The 16,678-nt window shown below is 71.3% G+C and carries 13 protein-coding genes; 8 read left to right on the top strand and 5 right to left on the bottom strand.

The genetic code is table 11. From position 1 onward, the window contains the following. The first annotated feature begins 290 nt into the window (after nt 1-290). Nucleotides 291-2,606, top strand: a complete 2,316-nt coding sequence (locus tag ABZU99_RS10810; RefSeq protein WP_356050197.1) for a LuxR C-terminal-related transcriptional regulator — start codon at nt 291-293, stop codon at nt 2,604-2,606. A 252-nt stretch (nt 2,607-2,858) separates the two neighbouring features. Beyond that, nucleotides 2,859-4,730 carry an aminotransferase class I/II-fold pyridoxal phosphate-dependent enzyme gene (locus ABZU99_RS10805; RefSeq protein WP_356050203.1) on the top strand — a complete coding sequence of 624 codons (1,872 nt, stop codon included), beginning with the start codon at nt 2,859-2,861 and terminating at the stop codon, nt 4,728-4,730. Here ABZU99_RS10805 and ABZU99_RS10800 read toward each other — a convergent pair. Beyond that, the gene (locus tag ABZU99_RS10800; protein WP_356050196.1) at nt 4,725-5,114 is read right to left on the bottom strand and encodes a hypothetical protein; all 390 of its coding nucleotides are present in this window, start codon (nt 5,112-5,114) and stop codon (nt 4,725-4,727) included. The two genes, ABZU99_RS10805 and ABZU99_RS10800, sit on opposite strands and share 6 nt — an antisense overlap. Nucleotides 5,115-5,293: 179 nt before the next feature. Between ABZU99_RS10800 and ABZU99_RS10795 the strand changes: the two genes are divergently transcribed. Both ABZU99_RS10795 and ABZU99_RS10790 read left to right on the top strand, forming a co-directional pair. After that, nucleotides 5,294-6,154 carry a helix-turn-helix transcriptional regulator gene (locus ABZU99_RS10795; protein ID WP_355948275.1) on the top strand — a complete coding sequence of 287 codons (861 nt, stop codon included), beginning with the start codon at nt 5,294-5,296 and terminating at the stop codon, nt 6,152-6,154. A 5-nt stretch (nt 6,155-6,159) separates the two neighbouring features. Continuing rightward, nucleotides 6,160-6,396 carry a DUF397 domain-containing protein gene (locus ABZU99_RS10790; RefSeq protein WP_355948272.1) on the top strand — a complete coding sequence of 79 codons (237 nt, stop codon included), beginning with the start codon at nt 6,160-6,162 and terminating at the stop codon, nt 6,394-6,396. On the opposite strand, the gene ABZU99_RS10785 is transcribed toward ABZU99_RS10790, so the two are convergent. Genes ABZU99_RS10785 through ABZU99_RS10775 form a run of 3 tightly spaced genes read right to left on the bottom strand, consistent with a single transcriptional unit; the run spans nt 6,324 to nt 7,831 of the window. Then, nucleotides 6,324-6,677, bottom strand: coding sequence for a hypothetical protein (locus ABZU99_RS10785; RefSeq protein WP_356050195.1), 354 nt, complete (start codon nt 6,675-6,677; stop codon nt 6,324-6,326). The genes ABZU99_RS10790 and ABZU99_RS10785 overlap by 73 nt on opposite strands. Continuing rightward, entirely contained in the window at nt 6,674-7,516 is an 843-nt protein-coding gene (locus ABZU99_RS10780) for an MOSC N-terminal beta barrel domain-containing protein (protein WP_356050194.1), read from the bottom strand. The genes ABZU99_RS10785 and ABZU99_RS10780 overlap by 4 nt, the downstream gene beginning before the upstream one ends. 48 nt (nt 7,517-7,564) lie before the next feature. After that, entirely contained in the window at nt 7,565-7,831 is a 267-nt protein-coding gene (locus tag ABZU99_RS10775) for a zf-HC2 domain-containing protein (protein WP_356050193.1), read from the bottom strand. A gap of 1,309 nt (nt 7,832-9,140) precedes the next feature. Between ABZU99_RS10775 and ABZU99_RS10770 the strand changes: the two genes are divergently transcribed. After that, nucleotides 9,141-10,403, top strand: coding sequence for a transglycosylase family protein (locus tag ABZU99_RS10770; RefSeq protein ID WP_356050192.1), 1,263 nt, complete (start codon nt 9,141-9,143; stop codon nt 10,401-10,403). Nucleotides 10,404-10,499: 96 nt separating this feature from the next. Here ABZU99_RS10770 and ABZU99_RS10765 read toward each other — a convergent pair whose 3' ends face one another. Next, nucleotides 10,500-11,228, bottom strand: coding sequence for a DUF429 domain-containing protein (locus tag ABZU99_RS10765; RefSeq protein ID WP_356050191.1), 729 nt, complete (start codon nt 11,226-11,228; stop codon nt 10,500-10,502). 60 nt (nt 11,229-11,288) lie between these two features. Here ABZU99_RS10765 and fdh point away from each other — a divergent pair, with 60 nt between their 5' ends. Genes fdh through nrfD form a run of 3 tightly spaced genes read left to right on the top strand, consistent with a single transcriptional unit; the run spans nt 11,289 to nt 16,677 of the window. Further along, a complete protein-coding gene (gene fdh, locus ABZU99_RS10760; RefSeq protein WP_355948256.1) occupies nt 11,289-14,552 on the top strand; it encodes a formate dehydrogenase in 3,264 nt (1,087 codons plus the stop codon). Continuing rightward, nucleotides 14,549-15,601 carry a 4Fe-4S dicluster domain-containing protein gene (locus tag ABZU99_RS10755; protein WP_355948253.1) on the top strand — a complete coding sequence of 351 codons (1,053 nt, stop codon included), beginning with the start codon at nt 14,549-14,551 and terminating at the stop codon, nt 15,599-15,601. Before fdh ends, ABZU99_RS10755 begins: the two co-directional genes overlap by 4 nt. Next, nucleotides 15,601-16,677 (top strand): NrfD/PsrC family molybdoenzyme membrane anchor subunit, encoded by a 1,077-nt coding sequence (gene nrfD, locus ABZU99_RS10750; RefSeq protein ID WP_356050190.1) that lies wholly within the window; start codon nt 15,601-15,603, stop codon nt 16,675-16,677. The genes ABZU99_RS10755 and nrfD overlap by 1 nt, the downstream gene beginning before the upstream one ends. Nucleotide 16,678 lies beyond the last annotated feature (1 nt).

Here is a 16,678-nt window from a genome sequence, read left to right as displayed (position 1 = left end):
GACGGAATTCGTCACCGAGACCTCCAGCATGGAGTGGCGCGGCACCATCCGAGGAGGGGAGATATCCCCGGATGGGTACCTGATCCGGCCGCCGCGGCGAGGTCACGCTGGACGATGGCCGGCCGCCCTCGCGGCGGTGGGCGACGCCTGCCCAGCGGGCATAGCCTGGAAAGTGGCGGCTCGGTCCGTGCGGGCGAGCCCCGCCCGCCCGAGGCTGGTGCGAGGCATCGATGGGTGCGGTGGCAACGAGCACCTCGACCGGGCGGCAGACAGGCAGGCTGCCGGCCGAGGTGACGAGTTTCGTAGGGCGACGGCATGAGGCTGCCGAGGTCAAGCGCATGCTGTCCGCCTCGCGTCTGGTGACCCTCACCGGGGTGGGCGGGGTCGGCAAGACCCGGCTGGCGCTCCGGGTCGCCGACGACGCGCGCCGGGCATTCCCGGACGGCGTCTGGCTGACCGAACTCGCCGAGCTCGACGATCCCGCGCTGCTCGCCCAGAGCGTCACCGAGGCCCTGGAGGTACTGGACCACTCCTCCCGGCCGCCGATTGACGTCCTCGTCGACCATCTGCGGGACAAACAGGCTCTGATCGTCCTGGACAACTGCGAGCATCTGCTGGAGGCCTGCGCCCTGCTCACCGGCCGGCTGCTGCGGGAGGCGCCCCGGCTGCGGGTACTGGCCACCAGCCGGCAGGCGCTGGGCACCGCGGGCGAGCAAACCCTTGCCGTCCCGACGCTGGGGCTGCCCGACGCCGATGGCCCGCGGCTGTCCACCGGCGCGCTCGCGCAGTGCGACGCGGTGCGGCTGTTCGTCGAGCGGGCGCGGGACATCCTGCCCGGCTTCCACATCACCGAGGACAACCGGGGGGCCGTGGAGCGGGTCTGCCGGCGGCTGGAGGGCATTCCGCTGGGAATCGAGCTGGCAGCCGTACGGCTGCGCGCCCTGTCCGTCCAGCAGTTGCTGGACCGGCTCGACGACCGCTTCCGGCTGCTGACCATCGGCTCCCGGACGGTGCTCCCCCGGCATCAGACCCTGCGGGCGCTGATCGACTGGAGCTATGAACTGTGCACCGAGCGGGAGCGGTTGCTGTGGGCCCGGGTCTCGGTCTTCGCCGGATCCCTGGACCTGGAGGCCGCCGAGGCGGTCTGCGCGGGCGAGGGCATCGCCCGCGAGGAGATCCTGGACCTGGTGACCGAGCTGGTCGACAAGTCGGTGCTGCTGCGGGAGGAGCACGACACGGCGGTGCGCTACCGGATGCTGGACACGCTGCGTGAGTACGGCCGTGAGCGGCTCGGCGCGTCCGGGGAGGAGACCGCACGGCTGAGCCGCCACCGCGACTACTACCGGATGCTGGCGGCCGACGCCCGGGCGGCGCTGTTCGGACCGGCCCAGGTGCAGTGGTTCACCCGGCTCCAGCTGGAACACGCCAATCTGCGCACCGCCCTGGAGTCCAGCTTCGCCGAACCGGAGCAGGCCATCTTCGGTCTGGGCATCGCGGCCGACCTCCTCTACCACTGGATCACCAGCTACTACCTCGCCGAGGGCCGCCGCTGGCTGGACCAGGGGCTCGCCCTGTGCCACGAGCCGACCGAGATACGGGCGCGGGCGCTGTGGACCGACAGCTGGCTGGCCATCATCCAGTCCGACACCGACGCCGCCGCGGCCATGCTCGACGAGAGCCGGGACCTCGGGGACCGGCTGGGCCTCGACCCCGCCCTCGCCTATGCGGCGCTCTACTCCGGCATGGTCGCCATGTACCGCGGCGACACCGCCTCCGCGATGGCGCTCTACGAGGAGGCCGTGGCCCGCCACCGTGCCATCGGCGACCCGGTGGGGCTGGCCCTGACGCTCATCCGGCTCTCGCTCGCCCACTCCTTCGTCGGTGACTCACCGCGCGCCATCGAGCTGGGCGAGGAGTCGCTGGAGGTGTGCGACGCGTACGGGGAGGGCTGGCACCGGGCCTACACGATGATGGCGCTTGGCATCGAGGTGTGGCGCCAGGGCGACAACGCCCGCGCGGCGGCCCTGGAGAAGGACAGCCTGAACTTCAACCGCTCGCTGGACGACCCGCTGGGCGTCGGGGTCAATCTGGAAGTTCTGGCCTGGATCGCGGCCACCGACCGGGACCACCCGCGGGCGGCCAGGCTCCTGGGGATCCTGAAGACCGTCTGGCAAGCCATCGGCGCCCCCCTGTCCGGCTACGGGCATCTGGTCCACTACCACGAGGAATGCGTGGCGAACGTGGTCCGGGTTCTGGGCAAGTCGGCCTACAACGCGGCCTTCAGACAGGGTGCCAGGCTCCGTTACGACGAGGCGCTGGTCTACGCTCTCGAGGACGAACTGCCCACGGCGGAAGCGGCGGTGGGCGAACGGCCGTCGCCGCTGACCCGGCGGGAGACGGAGATCGCCCGGCTGGTCGCGCAGGGGTTGAGCAACAAGGAGATCGCCGCGGCACTGGTGATCGCTCAGCGCACGGCCGAGGGCCATATTGAGCACATTCTGAGCAAGCTCGGTTTCACCTCGCGTGCACAGGTGGCGTTCTGGGTAGCGGAACAGAGCCGGACCGCGCCCGCCGGCGGCGAGCGCCCGGCCGGCCCTCCGGGCTGACGGCTTCCTACGCGTCCAGCGGCGCTCTTCTTCATTAGGAGCGTAAGGGGCGGAATTCTATTCGACACAGGCGCACTTGTCCCGCAACTCTTCACAGACCCCACGAAAATCCTCACCCGCCCCGCGTTCGAGGGATCATGCGTCAGGCTCGAGGGACGAGCCGCAACGGCCGTGTCAGTCCATCGACGCGGCCCACGCGACCGAGGAGGTCCCGCCGTGACTGTTGCCCCAGTCGGCCATACCGGTGATGCCATGGAGCTCTTCCGTGGCACCGCCCACAGCCCGTCGTACTTCGCGCTGAACCGCGCCGGGGTCACGGGTGGCGGACAGGAGCTCGTGGACTTCTGCATCCCCTGCAATCCGTACTTCCCCACTCCCGCCATGTTCGCCGTGATGGCGGTCCGGCTGCGGGACATCCTCACCTACTACCCGAGCTCCGCGGAGACCATCACCGCCGAGCTCGCGGATGTGCTCGGGCTCCAGCCGCAGACCATGGCGATGGGCAACGGCTCGACGGAGCTCATCACCTGGATCGACCATCTGCTGGTGAAGGAGAGCCTGGCGGTCCCGATCCCCACTTTCGGGCGGTGGACCGACCAGCCGATGGAGACCGGTAAACGGGTCGACATGTTCCAGCTCCCGGAGATGAACGGCTTCGCGCTCGACCCGTCCGCGTTCGTCAACTTCGTCCGCTCCCGGGGCTCACGGGTGGCCGTGATCTGCAACCCCAACAACCCCGACGGCGGGTTGCTGTCCCGCCAGGCCGTCATCGGCCTCATGGACGCCCTCTCCGACCTCGACCTGGTCGTGATCGACGAGTCCTTCCTGGAGTTCGCCGACTCCGAGGCGTATCCGAGCGTCGTCGACGAGGCGGTGCTGCGCCCCAATGTCATCGTGCTGCGCAGCCTCGGCAAGAACTTCGGGCTGCACGGCGTCCGGTTCGGCTATCTGGTCGCCAATCCGGCGCTGGCCGTGCAGATCCGCTCCCGGCTGCCGAAGTGGAATCTCAACTCCTTCGCCGAGGTCATCGTCTTCATGCTGAAGCGCTACCGGCAGGAGTACATGGACAGCCTGCGGATGATCAGCCTCGACCGGCAGCAGATGACCAACCAGCTGGCCGGGCTGCCCGGGGTGACGGTCTATCCCTCACAGGGCAACTTCGTCTTCATCAAGCTGCCGGGTGGTATCGACGGCACCTGGGTCCGAAGCCAGCTGCTGTCCCAGCACGGGGTGCTGGTCCGCGAATGCGGCAACAAGCTCGGCAGCAGCAGTCAGTTCATGCGTCTGGTGGTGCGCTCCCAGCCGGATGTGCAGCGGCTGCTGACCGGGCTGAGCACGGTGCTGTACGGGACGTCCTTCTACGCTCCCCAGGTCGGCTACGACCAGCAGACGCCGATGTACTCGGCGCCCCAGCAGCAGTCGTTCGACTACCTGTACCAGCAGATGCCGCAGCTGGCCGCCGCGCCGGCGGCGCAGGAGCAGCCGCTCTACCCGGCGGCCGCCCTGCCGGCCTCGCAGGGCGGCGTGGATCCGTACGGGCAGCCGGCGTCCTTCCAGGGCGGCTCGAACGGATACACCCAGCAGCAGGGGCCCGCCGAGCTGGCGCCCGCGTACGTCGCCACTCCCCCGGTGCAGACGCCGTACCAGGCCCCGGCCGCGGTCCCGCAGCAGGCTCAGCAGTTCCAGACGCAGCTCCAGCCGGCCCAGAGCCAGGCCCCCCAGATGCAGCAGCCGTTGATGCAGCAGGCGCCCCAGCCGCAGAACTCCCAGTTCCCGAGGGCGCAGTTGCAGGACCCACAGCTGCAGAACGCCCTGGCGCAGACCTCCCGGATCCCGGTGGTCCAGGCCCAGGCGCCTCAGCCGCAGATGGCGACCGCCGCATACGCCCAGCCGGGGATGTCTCCGGAGGAGACGACCGTCGACAACATCCCCGTCTACGGACAGAAGACGGCGGCCGTCATACCGGAGCCGTCCCCGGTGGAGCAGACGCGGGCCATGCCCTACGACCCCGCGGATCTCGCTGCCCTTGCCGCCGAGCCCGACGAGGAGCCCACCGGGCGCGGCCCGGCGCTGCGGCGCTATCCGAGCCCGGCCGCCTATCTGCAGGACGACGGCCTGTCATGACGGTGGCCGCCGGTCCTCGCGCGGCCAGGCCGGTGAAATTCCGGCCGCCGCGCAGACGGCGATGTGCAGCAGCAGCGGGTGGGTGTACGGCTCGTTGTCGCGGGGCCAGTGCACCAGCCGTGGTTCCTCCCCCGCGAGGCCGGTCCGTCCCTCGGACGGACCGGCCATCCGGCCGCCGACGGCGTAGTGGGTCAGCGGCGGCCAGCTGACCCCGACGTCGGACTGGGGCGGCACGATCCACCACCAGCGCCCCGCGTCGGCGAGCACACAGCCCGCCCGGGGCAGCAGATCCATGACCCGGGGTCCGTTCCGCTCGGTCACCCCCACGGCGTCGTAGGCACGCCCCGTCCTTGGGGTCAGCGCACCGGCGAAGGCGTGAGTCATCCAGCGAAGGCCGGCCACGGCCGCGTTAAGGGGATCATGAGGCAACTATGCGCACCGCCGAACACACTTGGCAAGAGCCACTGTGAATTGTGCAGAGTTGCCTGTGCAGTGTGTCCGGGCCGTCCTGGGCATGGCACACTGCGCGCATCGGCAAGAGGGACGGTCAGGGAGGGTTTCAGGTGAGCGAACCGCGGTCGGCCCCGACCGTGGGCCAGGTCGTCCTCGGCAAGCGTCTGCAGGATCTGCGCGAGAAGGCGGGGTTCCGGCGCGAGGAAGCCGCGAAGGTGCTGCGGGTCGCGCCCGCCACCGTCCGCAGGATGGAGACGGCCGAGGTCGGGCTGAAGGTCCCGTATGTGCGGATGCTGCTGGACGCCTACGGCATCACCGGCGCCGAGCTCGAGGCGTTCATCACCCTGACCGAAGAGGCCAACCGGCCCGGCTGGTGGCAGCGGTTCCACGACATCCTTCCGGACTGGTTCAGTGTGCATGTCAGCCTGGAGGGCGCGGCTGAGATGATCCGGGCGTACGAGCCGCATTTCGTCCCCGGGCTGCTCCAGACCGAGGACTACGCCCGGGCCGTCATGCAGACCGGCGCCGTCGGTCAGGCGGGCACCCGAGTGGTGGAGCGCCATGTGGCGCTGCGCATGGAGCGCCAGACGCTGCTCACCCGGCCGGACGCGCCACGGCTGTGGGTCGTGATGGACGAGACCGTGCTGCGCCGCAGCGTCGGCTCACCGGCGGTGATGCGGCGGCAGGTGGACCGGCTGCTGGAGAGCACCGAGATGGCGCATATCACGCTGCAGATCTCGGAGTTCGCCTCCGGACACCATCCGGGCACCTATGGACCGTTCGCCCTCTTCCGCTTCGCTGTTCCCGAACTGCCGGACATGGTCTACGTCGAGTACCTGACCGGCGCCGTCTACCTCGATGAACGTATCGAGGTGGCTTCCCATCTGGAGGCCATGGACCGCATGGCGGCCCAGGCGGCAACCGCACGACGCACAAAGGAAATCCTCGGTGATTTCCGCAAGGAGCTCTGATCTGGATGGATCGCATTCACAACGGCATGCGCGCGGCCGACCTCGGCAGCGAGGGCTGGAGCAAGCCGTGGAGAGGTGGCAACGGCGGAAACTGCGTCGAGGCCCTGAAGCTGGACGACGGGCGGGTCGCGATCCGTCAGTCCACCGATCCGGACGGCCCGGCGCTGATCTACACCCGCAGCGAGATCCTCGCGTTCATCCGCGGCGCCAAGGCCGGCGAGGCGGACTTCCTGGTCTCCTGACGCGTCCTCGGCCGCGCCGTGGACCGCCGCCGTGCCGCGGGGCGGCGGGGCGGCTCGACCAGAGTCCGCAGGTCGTCGATCACCTCGGGCAGCGTCCCCAGGTCGTCCATCACCTCGACCAACGTCCCCAGGTCGTCCATCACCTCGACCAGCGTCCCCAGGTCGTCCATCACCTCGGCCAACGTCCCCAGGTCGTCCATCACCTCGACCAACGTCCCCAGGTCGTCCATCACCTCGGGCAGCGCCTGCCGTGTGGCAGCGGCGAGGCCCGAGGGCGTCATCGCGGGATCGTTCCCGGCGGCGGACCGTCCCAGGCGGTGACCGCCGCCTCATCGCCCACGGCCATCTTGCCGGGCCGGACCACGGAGAACTTCGCGCCGAAGACGACGCCGCCCTCGGGCCCGCGGCGGTAGCGGGCGAGGGTACGCAGTGGCTCGGGGCCCGCCTTGGCTCCGGTGCTCTGGTCGACCATGGTGACGGCACACCGCACGCCGAGCTTGGCGAAGCCCAGTTGGGCATTGCCGATGTCCATCCGGCGCACCCGGTCCTCCAGATGGGGCTCCTCCCATCCGCCGATCACGATGTTGGGCCGGAAGCGCGACATCGGCAGGGGTTCACCGCCCGCTTCGGCGAGCCGCTGGTTCAGGGCGTCCAAGGTGGACCGGGAGATGATGTGCACGGCGTTGCTGTCGGCGTAGCCGGAGGTGCCCGGTGTCCATCCGTCGGCCACCCGGTCGTGCTCCGGCGGCACGCGCACCAGCCTGCTCGGCTCGCCCAGCACCTCCGACAGCCATCCGGCCGCGTCCTCGCCCTGGTCGATGCCCTGGTACGGGGCCCCGAACAGCTGTACATCGCGCCGTGCGGACGCCACGTCGATCCCGAAACTCACCTGGCCGGCGCCCGGCGCCGAGAGGGTGAGCCGCTGCCCGTCCGGGGCGACCTCGGGGCGGATGACAGCGAGCCGGGGATACCGCCGCTGGGTGCGGAACACACCGTCCCGGTCCACGACCATGAAGCTGCGGTCGTGCGGCAGACCCGGTTCCGTCAGCGGCGCGTCGGTGAGGGAAACACCGGCGCACCCCTTGATGGGGTAGGAGATCAGCTCAACAATAGTCGGCACACGGGCACCTTAACCCGCTCCCCGCCGGCCACCACGGCATGCGCCGTCTCAGCCCCGTTCGTCGCGCTCGGTGCTGCGGCGGGCGCGGAGGGCGTCGAGGGAACGCTCAGGCCCGGGTCCACGGACCGGTGCGTCGGGCGCCACTTCCCACCCCTGGACGGTGCCCATCAGCCCGGCCACGCGGGCGTGGCCGGCACACTCGGCCGCGCAGGCCGGGCAGCCCGCCAGATGATCCTCCACCGCCTGCGCCTCGGCCGGTTCCAGCCCGCCGAGGGCGTGGGCCGCCAGCTCGACGCGTACCTGTTCACATTCCACCGTCGCCCTCTTCCCCCCAGCGTCTGTCGTCCGCAGTAGCGACACGGTGAACAGCCCCGGACGGTTCACCACGCGGGCGTGCTGATCGCCTCGGGGCACTGCCCGGTGGCCGGTGGGCGTTTCATGGCACGCTCCGCAGCGGTGTGCGCCCCCGGCCGGGCGTCCAGCCGTACGGCGCACGGCGAGGTGCGACAGGTGGGCCAGTGCGCTGGAGCGGTGACGACCCGCATATGCCGTAGGCGCGCTACGCCGCCCCGGGGATATGAACCCCCAGCTCACCGTTTCATGCCGACGGCGGAGGAGGCCGTGCGGAAATGACGGCTTCGGCGTCGCTCAGGTCCCGGTGGTGCCGGGTGAGGGGTGATATGCGGAGCCGCTCCGGCGAGCGGCTCAGCTATGAAGTCGATGTACGTCAATGATATGCGCAGCGGCGCGGTTCCCGCTATACACGGACCGCGTGATTCTCCGCCACTTCCCGACCGCCATGACGACCGGCTGATTTCGGAGAACTGCCGCGGTACGCGAGTCGTCGGCGAGAGGATGCGCCGCGGGAGACAGGGCAAACGACACGTCAAGTCCGTTGGCCGGGTACCGCGTTGAGCCGAAGCGCGGGCCAGCCCCCCCTTCTTGCCGGACCATAGCGGGGCGAGGCGGGGCGAGGTGCCGCCGGGCCTCCTATTTCCCCGCCCCCGCTCTCCTCGGCTTCGTTCCTTTCCCCGGGGCCCGGCCCGGGGGCCGGTGCGGCAGGTTCCCGGCCGGCGCCGCGCGGTTACCGCCGCCCGCCGCGGACCGGTCGCCAAGAGAGAAGATCTTGGCCTGGCGCCGACGCAATAACCCCGAAGAAGATCTTGCGCAACGCGTCCGACGGATACGGGGCTCCGCATTGGCCCACCGGCGGCCCGCCCCCGCCGAACCGCCTCGGTCCGGCTCGCAATTCGCCCGGCCGTCCGGCCCGGATCGGTAACCGATCAACGGGAAACCATCCGGCGGAATATCGGCCGCCGCCCACGGCGCGCCGAAGAATCCTTATCCCGCCGCCCGGAGGCGGCCGACGGGGCGCGATCACCAACTCCGGGCAGCGGCCGGCCGCCCGGTGACGCTTCGGTCCGTGCGCCCCCGGCCCTCGACGCGCCCGCCCATGCGCACCTGAGGGAGCATCAGTCCTCCACGGGGCGGTATCAGGCGGCGCACGGCGGTCCGTGAGGCCCCCTGCGCCTTGTGACCTGCGGAGTGCGGCTGCGGTACTCGTACAGCCCGCCGGGGCCTCCGGAGGGCACGTCGAGAGCCGTTGTGGAGAGGAACCAGCCCCATGGCCGTACGAGGAAGTCACCGCCGCCCCGCGACGCACAGCCGGGTCTCCCCGCTGTGCGCAGCCCTGACCGCGGGCAGCGTCGGCATCGTCCTGCCGTTCCTCGGCGCCGGCGTCGCCCACGCGGCTCCGGTCGAGACCTGGGACAAGGTCGCCCAGTGCGAAAGCGGAGGCAACTGGAGGATCAACACCGGCAACGGCTACTACGGCGGGCTGCAGTTCTCGCAGCACACCTGGGAGGCGTTCGGCGGCGCCGGCTACGCCCCGCGGGCCGATCTGGCGAGCAAGGCCGAGCAGATCCGGGTGGCCGAGGCGGTTCTCCGCCGGCAGGGTCCCGGTGCCTGGCCGGTCTGCTCCGCCCGGGCCCGGCTGACGCGCTCCGGGCCGTCCGCCAAGGTGGCGAGCCGCGACGGCTCCCGGAGCGCCAAACCGCCGGCCAAGCACACCCCCAAACACACCCCGAAGCGCACCCCCCACCACCCGGCCGGGCAAGCCAAGCCCACCAAACCGGCCAAGCCATCCACACGATCGGCACCCTCGACACGGTCCGGCTCCTCCCACCGCGACAGGCACCAGGTCCGGCGGGCGACGGCCTCCGGCTCGTACGCGGTGGTCCGCGGCGACACGCTGTCCCGCATCGCGACCCGTGCGTCCGTCCGCGGCGGCTGGAAGGCGCTCTACCACGCCAACCGCCGCACCATCGGAGCGAACCCCGATCTGATCCGTCCGGGGCAGCGGCTCACCCTCCCCTCGGGTGCGCGGCACCCGCACAAGGCCACGCCCAAACGCGCGACGGCGGCCCCGCCCAAACGCGCGACGGCGGCCCCCAGCCACCAGGGAGTCCGCCCGTCCGCCGCGCGCCGCCATGTGGCACCGGTCAACGGCCCCATTACCGCCGCGTACGGCGTCCGCGGCTCACGGTGGGCGAGCGGCCACCACACCGGAGTGGACTTCGCGGTACCCATCGGCACCTCCGTGCGCGCCGCCGCGCCGGGCACCGTGGTGGCCGCGGGGTGGGGCGGCGCCTTCGGCTACCAGGTGATCATTCATCATGCCGACGGGCTGTACACCCAGTACGCGCATCTGTCGGCGCTGACGGTGCGCACCGGGCAGACCGTGGAGGCGGGCCGCCGGATCGCCCGGTCCGGCAACACCGGGAACACCACCGGTCCGCATCTCCACTTCGAGGTGCGCACCAGCCCGCGCTACGGGTCCGACATCGACCCGCTCGCCTATCTGCGTGCCCGCGGCGTCAGCGTCTGACGGCTGACGCCCCTGAGATCCATTTCCGGGGGGTGGGGGAAGGGGAGGCCGCCCGAGGCACGGCTCGGGCGGCCTCCCGGCATCCGCGCGCCGGAGTCAGTACCAGATCGCGGCGGGGAGCCCCGTGTCCGCCGGCTCGGGCGGGTCGGGAAGGCTCCGGGCGGCCTGGAGCGCGATGCGGTGCGCGCTCCAGGCCGCCGCCGCGGCGTCCAGGACGTCGTCGGGCGGCACCCGGCCGGCCGGGCCGAGGTCGACGGGCAGGACGATGCCGTGGTCCGCCAGCAGCCGTCGCCGCACCGCCTGGCCGTTCCAGCTCTTCTTGCTCCAGGCCACGGGCTCGTCGCCGTTCATGGCGGCGAAGGAGACCTCGGGGTCCTCGTGCAGCCGGTAGTCGCCTCCGTCGCGGCATGCGTTGGCCTCACGCAGTTTCGCCGCGAGCCCCCAGGACTGACGGCTCATCCCATGGCCGGTGAGCCGCCGGCAGCACAGATTGGCCGCGGCGTAGTCCGCCTCCTCCCAGACCTGACGCGGCGGCACCGGGAAGACCCGGGAGCGGTGCGGGGCCAGCTTCTCCACGGCCAGCTTGTCGGCTCTCCGCGACCCGGCCGCCGGCAGCCCCAGCGGCATGTCCACCGCCACCACGGCGGCGTCCGGCACCCGGCGCAGCAGCTCCGTGAGCCCCTTGGCCGTTCCGGCGCCGGCGAAGCGGCCCTCCCGCAGGGTCACGGCGACCCAGCCGGTGGAGCAGGCGTCCACCCCCACGACGGCCGATTCGGCGCATCCGGGTGCGGGAGGGGTGTGAAACAGATCGCTACGGGAACCCATGCGCCGTATCCGACCATGTGCAGGGGCCGAGGCGGGCCGGACAGCGCGAAAGGACAGGCGATGGGCGTACGTACCTGGGTCCAGGAGTGGCCCGTCTACCGCCAGCTGACCGGGGCGGACCCGCTCGGCCGCGGCGCGGCCGCGACCTCGGCGGTCACCCGGAACCTGGCACCCCGCACGGTGACCGCCGACAAGGTGGTGAAGTCGGTCTGCCCGTACTGCGCGGTGGGGTGCGCCCAGAACGTCTATGTCAAGGACAACCGGGTGGTGCAGATCGAAGGTGACCCCGACTCGCCGGTCAGCCGCGGCCGGCTGTGCCCCAAGGGATCGGCGACGCTCCAGCTGACCACGGGCGACTCCCGCCTCCACCAGGTGCTCTACCGCCGCCCGTACGGCACCGCATGGGAGCGGCTCGACCTGGAGACCGCGATGGACATGATCGCCGAGCGGGTGATCCGCACCCGCCGGGAGACCTGGCAGCGGGAACAGGACGACGTCACCGTCAACCGCACCATGGGGATCGCCAGCCTCGGCGGCGCCACCCTGGACAACGAGGAGAACTACCTCATCAAGAAGCTCTGGACGGGGCTCGGGGTGGTCCAGGTGGAGAACCAGGCCCGGGTCTGCCACAGCTCCAGCGTCGCCGGGCTCGGCACCTCCTTCGGCCGGGGCGGCGCGACCACCTTTCTGCAGGATCTGCAGAACTCGGACTGCATCGTGATCGAGGGCTCCAACTTCGCCGAGGCCCATCCCGTGGGCTTCCAGTGGGTCATGGAGGCCAAGGCGCGCGGCGCGAAGGTCATCCATGTCGATCCGCGGTTCAGCCGCACCAGCGCCCTGGCCGATCTGTACGTGCCGATCCGGGCCGGCAGCGACATCGCCTTCCTCGGCGGCATCATCAACCACGTCCTGCGGGGCGGCCACGAGTTCCGCGAGTACGTCCTGGAGTACACCAACGCCGCGACCATCGTCAGCGAGGAGTTCCAGGACACCGAGGACCTGGGCGGGATCTTCTCCGGTCTCGACGTGGAGACCTGCCACTACGACATCCGCACCTGGAGCTACGAGGGCGCGGAGGTGCAGGCCCCGCAGGGCGACGCCGACGAGCTGTACGAGGAGCGCACCCGCCGTGGCGCGACCCTAGCGGCCGCGGCCGCCTCCGAGTCCCATGGCTCCGGTGGCGCACCCGTTCCGCCCGAACTCCACACCGACCGCACCCTCCAGCATCCGCGCTGCGTCTATCAGATCCTCAAGCGCCACTTCTCCCGCTACACACCCGAGATGGTGGAGAAGACGTGCGGGATCCCCCAGGACACCTTCCTGGAGGTCTGCCGCGCGCTGGTGGAGAACTCCGGCCCGGACCGCACCTCGGAGTTCGTGTACGCGGTCGGCTGGACCCAGCACACCGTGGGCGCCCAGTACATCCGTACCGCGAGCATCCTTCAGCTGCTGCTCGGCAACATCGGCCGCCCGGGCGGCGGCATCCAGGCACTGCGCGGCCACGCCAGCATCCAGGGGTCCAGCGACATCCCGACCCTGTTCAATATGCTCCCCGGCTATATCCCCATGCCGCATGCCCACGCGCACGAGGACCTGGACACCTTCATCGAGGCCATAAAGACCGAGAAGGGCTTCTGGGGGGAGATGCGCTCGTATGTCGTCAGCCTGCTCAAGGCGTACTTCGGCGACGCGGCGCGCGCGGACAACGACTACTGCTTCGGCCTTCTGCCCCGGCTGACCGGCTCCCACAGCACCTACCACACCGTGAAGGCGCAGCTCGAGGGGGAGTGCAAGGGCTATTTCCTGATGGGTGAGAACCCGGCCGTGGGCTCGGCGAACGCCAAGATGCAGCGGCTGGGCATGGCCAACCTGGACTGGCTGGTGGTCCGCGACTTCTCCCTCATCGAGTCCGCCACTTGGTGGAAGGACGGTCCGGAGATCGACACCGGGGAGCTGCGTACCGAGGACATCGCCACCGAGGTGTTCTTCTTCCCCGCCGCCGCCCACACCGAGAAGAACGGCTCCTTCACCAACACCAACCGCATGCTGCAGTGGCATTTCGCCGCCAAGGAGCCGGACGGCGAGGCGCGCAGCGATCTGTGGTTCATGTACCACCTGGGCCGGCGGATCAAGGAGCGGCTGAAGGACTCCACGGACCCGATGGACCGCCTCGTACACGCCCTGGACTGGTCCTACCGCACCGAGGGCCCGCTCGAGGAGCCGAGCGCCGAGGCTATCCTGGCCGAGATCAACGGCCGTGACGCACATGGCACTCCGCTGAGCGCGTACACCCAGCTGAAGGACGACGGCTCCACCTCCTGCGGCTGCTGGATCTACTGCGGTGTGTACGCCGACGGGGTCAACCGGGCCGCCCGGCGCAAGCCCCACACCGAGCAGGACTGGGTCGCGGCCGAATGGGCCTGGGCCTGGCCCGCCAACCGGCGCATCCTCTACAACCGCGCCTCGGCCGACCCCTCCGGGAAGCCATGGAGCGAGCGCAAGGCGCTGGTGTGGTGGGACGCCGGCGAGGGGCAGTGGACAGGCCATGACATCCCCGACTTCATCCCCGACCGGGCCCCCTCCTACCGGCCGCCCAAGGACGCCAACGGCCCGGACGCGCTCAGCGGGGTGGATCCGTTCATCATGCAGGCCGACGGCAAGGGGTGGCTGTACGCCCCGGCCGGGCTGGTGGACGGCCCGATGCCGGCGCACTACGAGCCGCAGGACTCACCGGTGCGCAACCCCCTCTACCCAAACCAGCAGCGCAACCCGGTACTGGTGCTGATCCCCGATGAGCACAACCCCGTCCATCCCAGCGCGGATGAGCCGGGCAGCGAGATCTTCCCGTACGTGGTCACCACCTACCGGCTCACCGAGCACTTCACGGCGGGCGGGATGAGCCGCTGGACGCCGTATCTGGCCGAGCTGCAGCCGGAGTTCTTCTGCGAGGTCTCCCCCGAGCTGGCCACCGAGCGACGGCTGGAGCACGCCGGCTGGGCGACGCTGGTCAGCGCACGCGGGGTGATCGAGGCCCGGGTGATGGTCACCGAGCGGATGTCCCCGATCAGGGTCGCGGGCCGCACCATCCATCAGATCGGGCTGCCGTTCCACTGGGGCCCCAATGGCTATACGCGCGGGGACTCGGCCAATGAGCTGGCCGCCGCCGCCCTCGACCCGAATGTGCACATCCAGGAGGTGAAGGCCCTGACCGCCGACATCCGTCCCGGCCGCCGCCCCCGCGGCCCGGAGCTGACCGCTCTGCTCGAGACCTACCGGCGACGCGCCGGTATCACGGTGCCGACCGGAACGCGGGTGCGGGGATGACCGACACCTCGAAGCGCCCGTCGCTGATCGGCCGCGATCTGCTGGCCGGGGCCGAACCGGACCCCGCCGGGGACGCCGGACACGAGGCGCATCCGCCGCGCGTGGGCTTCTTCACCGACACCTCGGTGTGCATCGGCTGCAAGGCGTGCGAGGTGGCGTGCAAGGAGTGGAACGCCATCCCGGAGGACGGGCTGGACTTCACCGGCATGTCATTCGACAACACCGGGGGCCTGGGCGCGTCCACCTGGCGCCACGTCGCCTTCATCGAGCAGAACAAGCCGCTGGGCCACGCCGAGGCCGCCGTCGACCACAGCGATGTCGATGTGCTCGCCCTCGCGCGGCGCGGCTCCGGCACCCCGCCCGAGGAAGCGGCGATCACGCCCACCACCCCCGCGCCGCCGTCCCCGGACGGGCGGACCGAGCTGCGCTGGCTGATGGCCTCGGACGTGTGCAAGCACTGCACCCACGCCGCCTGTCTGGACGTCTGCCCCACCGGCTCGCTGTTCCGCACCGAGTTCGGCACCGTCGTGGTCCAGGAGGACATCTGCAACGGCTGCGGTTACTGCGTGCCGGCCTGCCCGTACGGGGTCATCGACCAGCGCCCCGAGGACGGCCGCGTCTTCAAGTGCACCCTGTGCTACGACCGGCTGGGCGCGGGCCAGGCACCCGCGTGCGCCAAGGCGTGTCCCACCGAGTCGATCCAGTTCGGCCCGCTGGAGGAGCTGCACGAGCGCGCCGCGGCCCGAGTGGAGGAGCTGCACCGCGTCGGCGTCCCCGACGCCCGGCTGTACGGCCATGACCCCGAGGACGGCGTTGGAGGCGACGGCGCCTTCTTCCTGCTGCTGGACGAGCCCGAGGTGTACGGGCTGCCGCCGGACCCGGTCGTCACCACCCGCGATCTGCCCTCGATGTGGCGGCACGCGGGCGCCGCGGCGCTGACCCTGCTCGGCGGCATGATCGCCGTGTTCGCCGCCCACGGCCGTATGCCGCGCGGCCGTACCCGCCGCGGCCTCATGGGTCTCATGGGCCTCATGAAAGGGAAGTGCTGATGAGCGAGTCGGACGTCACCCGGGACGGCATCCGAGGCGAGCGGCCGGGGCGTGACGCGCGGGTCGGCCAGGGCCTGTGGAACGGCGAGACGCGGCCTGGCCGCGAAGGACGCGGGAGGCGCAAAGGCCGCAAGGGCGAGCAACTGGTGGTGCCGGAGGCCGAGTTCACCTCGTACTACGGAAGGCCCGTGCTCAACCCGCCCACCTGGCAGGCCCGGGACATCGCCGGCTACTTCTTCCTCGGCGGCCTCGCGGGCGCCGGGTCGGTGGCCGCGGCGGGCGCCGAGCTGACCCGCCGCCCGGTCATGGCCCGCGCGCTCAAGATCTCCTCGCTGGTGTCCATCACCGGCTCCGCCGCCGCCCTCGTCCATGACCTCGGCCGCCCGGAGCGCTTCGCCAACATGCTGCGGGTGTTCAAGCCGACCTCGCCGATGAGCGTCGGCTCATGGCTGCTGGCGGCGTACGGCCCGGTGGCCGGGGCCGCCGCCGTACTGGACGTCGGCGGCAGGCTGCCGCGTACCGGCCGGGCCGCCACCGTGGCGGCGGCGCTGCTGGGTCCGGCAGTGGCCTCGTACACGGCGGTGCTGGCCGCCGACACGGCCGTCCCCGGATGGCACGACGGCTATCGCGAGCTGCCCTTTGTGTTCGTCGGCTCGGCCGCGGCGGCGGCCGGCGGCATGGCTCTGCTCACCTCGCCGGTGGCCGAGAACGCCCCGGCTCGCAGCGCCGCCCTGTTCGGCGCGGCGCTGGAGACCGTCGCCGTCCAGGCCATGAAACGCCGCCTCGGAGTGGTCGCCGAGACCTACCGGGAGGGCCGGGCGGGCCGGCTCATGCGCGCGGCCGAGGCGCTCACGGTGGCGGGCGCCCTGGGCGGCGCCCTGCTCGGCTGCCGCAGCCGCGCCGCCGCGGCCCTCGGCGGCGCGGCGCTGCTTGCGGCCTCGGCCTGTACGCGCTTCGGCGTCTTCCACGCCGGAACGCGCTCGGCCGAGGATCCGAAGTACACGGTCCTTCCCCAACGCGAGCGCATGGCGGCCCGACAGGCGCGACAGCGGGCGCCGGAGACACAGGAGGACTGAC

The organism is Streptomyces sp. NPDC005266 (assembly GCF_040607655.1).
Classification (GTDB): domain Bacteria; phylum Actinomycetota; class Actinomycetes; order Streptomycetales; family Streptomycetaceae; genus Streptomyces.
Note: the sequence above shows the minus strand (reverse complement) of the source record. Positions and strands in the feature narration are given on the sequence as shown.

What these genes read in the sequence shown, in the direction of transcription:
- ABZU99_RS10800 (WP_356050196.1), bottom strand. Translation starts at nt 5,114, where the DNA reads ATGACTCACGCCTTCGCCGGTGCGCTGACCCCAAGGACGGGGCGTGCC.
- ABZU99_RS10770 (WP_356050192.1), top strand. Translation starts at nt 9,141, where the DNA reads ATGGCCGTACGAGGAAGTCACCGCCGCCCCGCGACGCACAGCCGGGTC.
- ABZU99_RS10755 (WP_355948253.1), top strand. Translation starts at nt 14,549, where the DNA reads ATGACCGACACCTCGAAGCGCCCGTCGCTGATCGGCCGCGATCTGCTG.
- fdh (WP_355948256.1), top strand. Translation starts at nt 11,289, where the DNA reads ATGGGCGTACGTACCTGGGTCCAGGAGTGGCCCGTCTACCGCCAGCTG.
- ABZU99_RS10790 (WP_355948272.1), top strand. Translation starts at nt 6,160, where the DNA reads ATGGATCGCATTCACAACGGCATGCGCGCGGCCGACCTCGGCAGCGAG.
- ABZU99_RS10785 (WP_356050195.1), bottom strand. Translation starts at nt 6,677, where the DNA reads ATGACGCCCTCGGGCCTCGCCGCTGCCACACGGCAGGCGCTGCCCGAG.
- ABZU99_RS10765 (WP_356050191.1), bottom strand. Translation starts at nt 11,228, where the DNA reads ATGGGTTCCCGTAGCGATCTGTTTCACACCCCTCCCGCACCCGGATGC.
- ABZU99_RS10805 (WP_356050203.1), top strand. Translation starts at nt 2,859, where the DNA reads ATGGAGCTCTTCCGTGGCACCGCCCACAGCCCGTCGTACTTCGCGCTG.
- nrfD (WP_356050190.1), top strand. Translation starts at nt 15,601, where the DNA reads ATGAGCGAGTCGGACGTCACCCGGGACGGCATCCGAGGCGAGCGGCCG.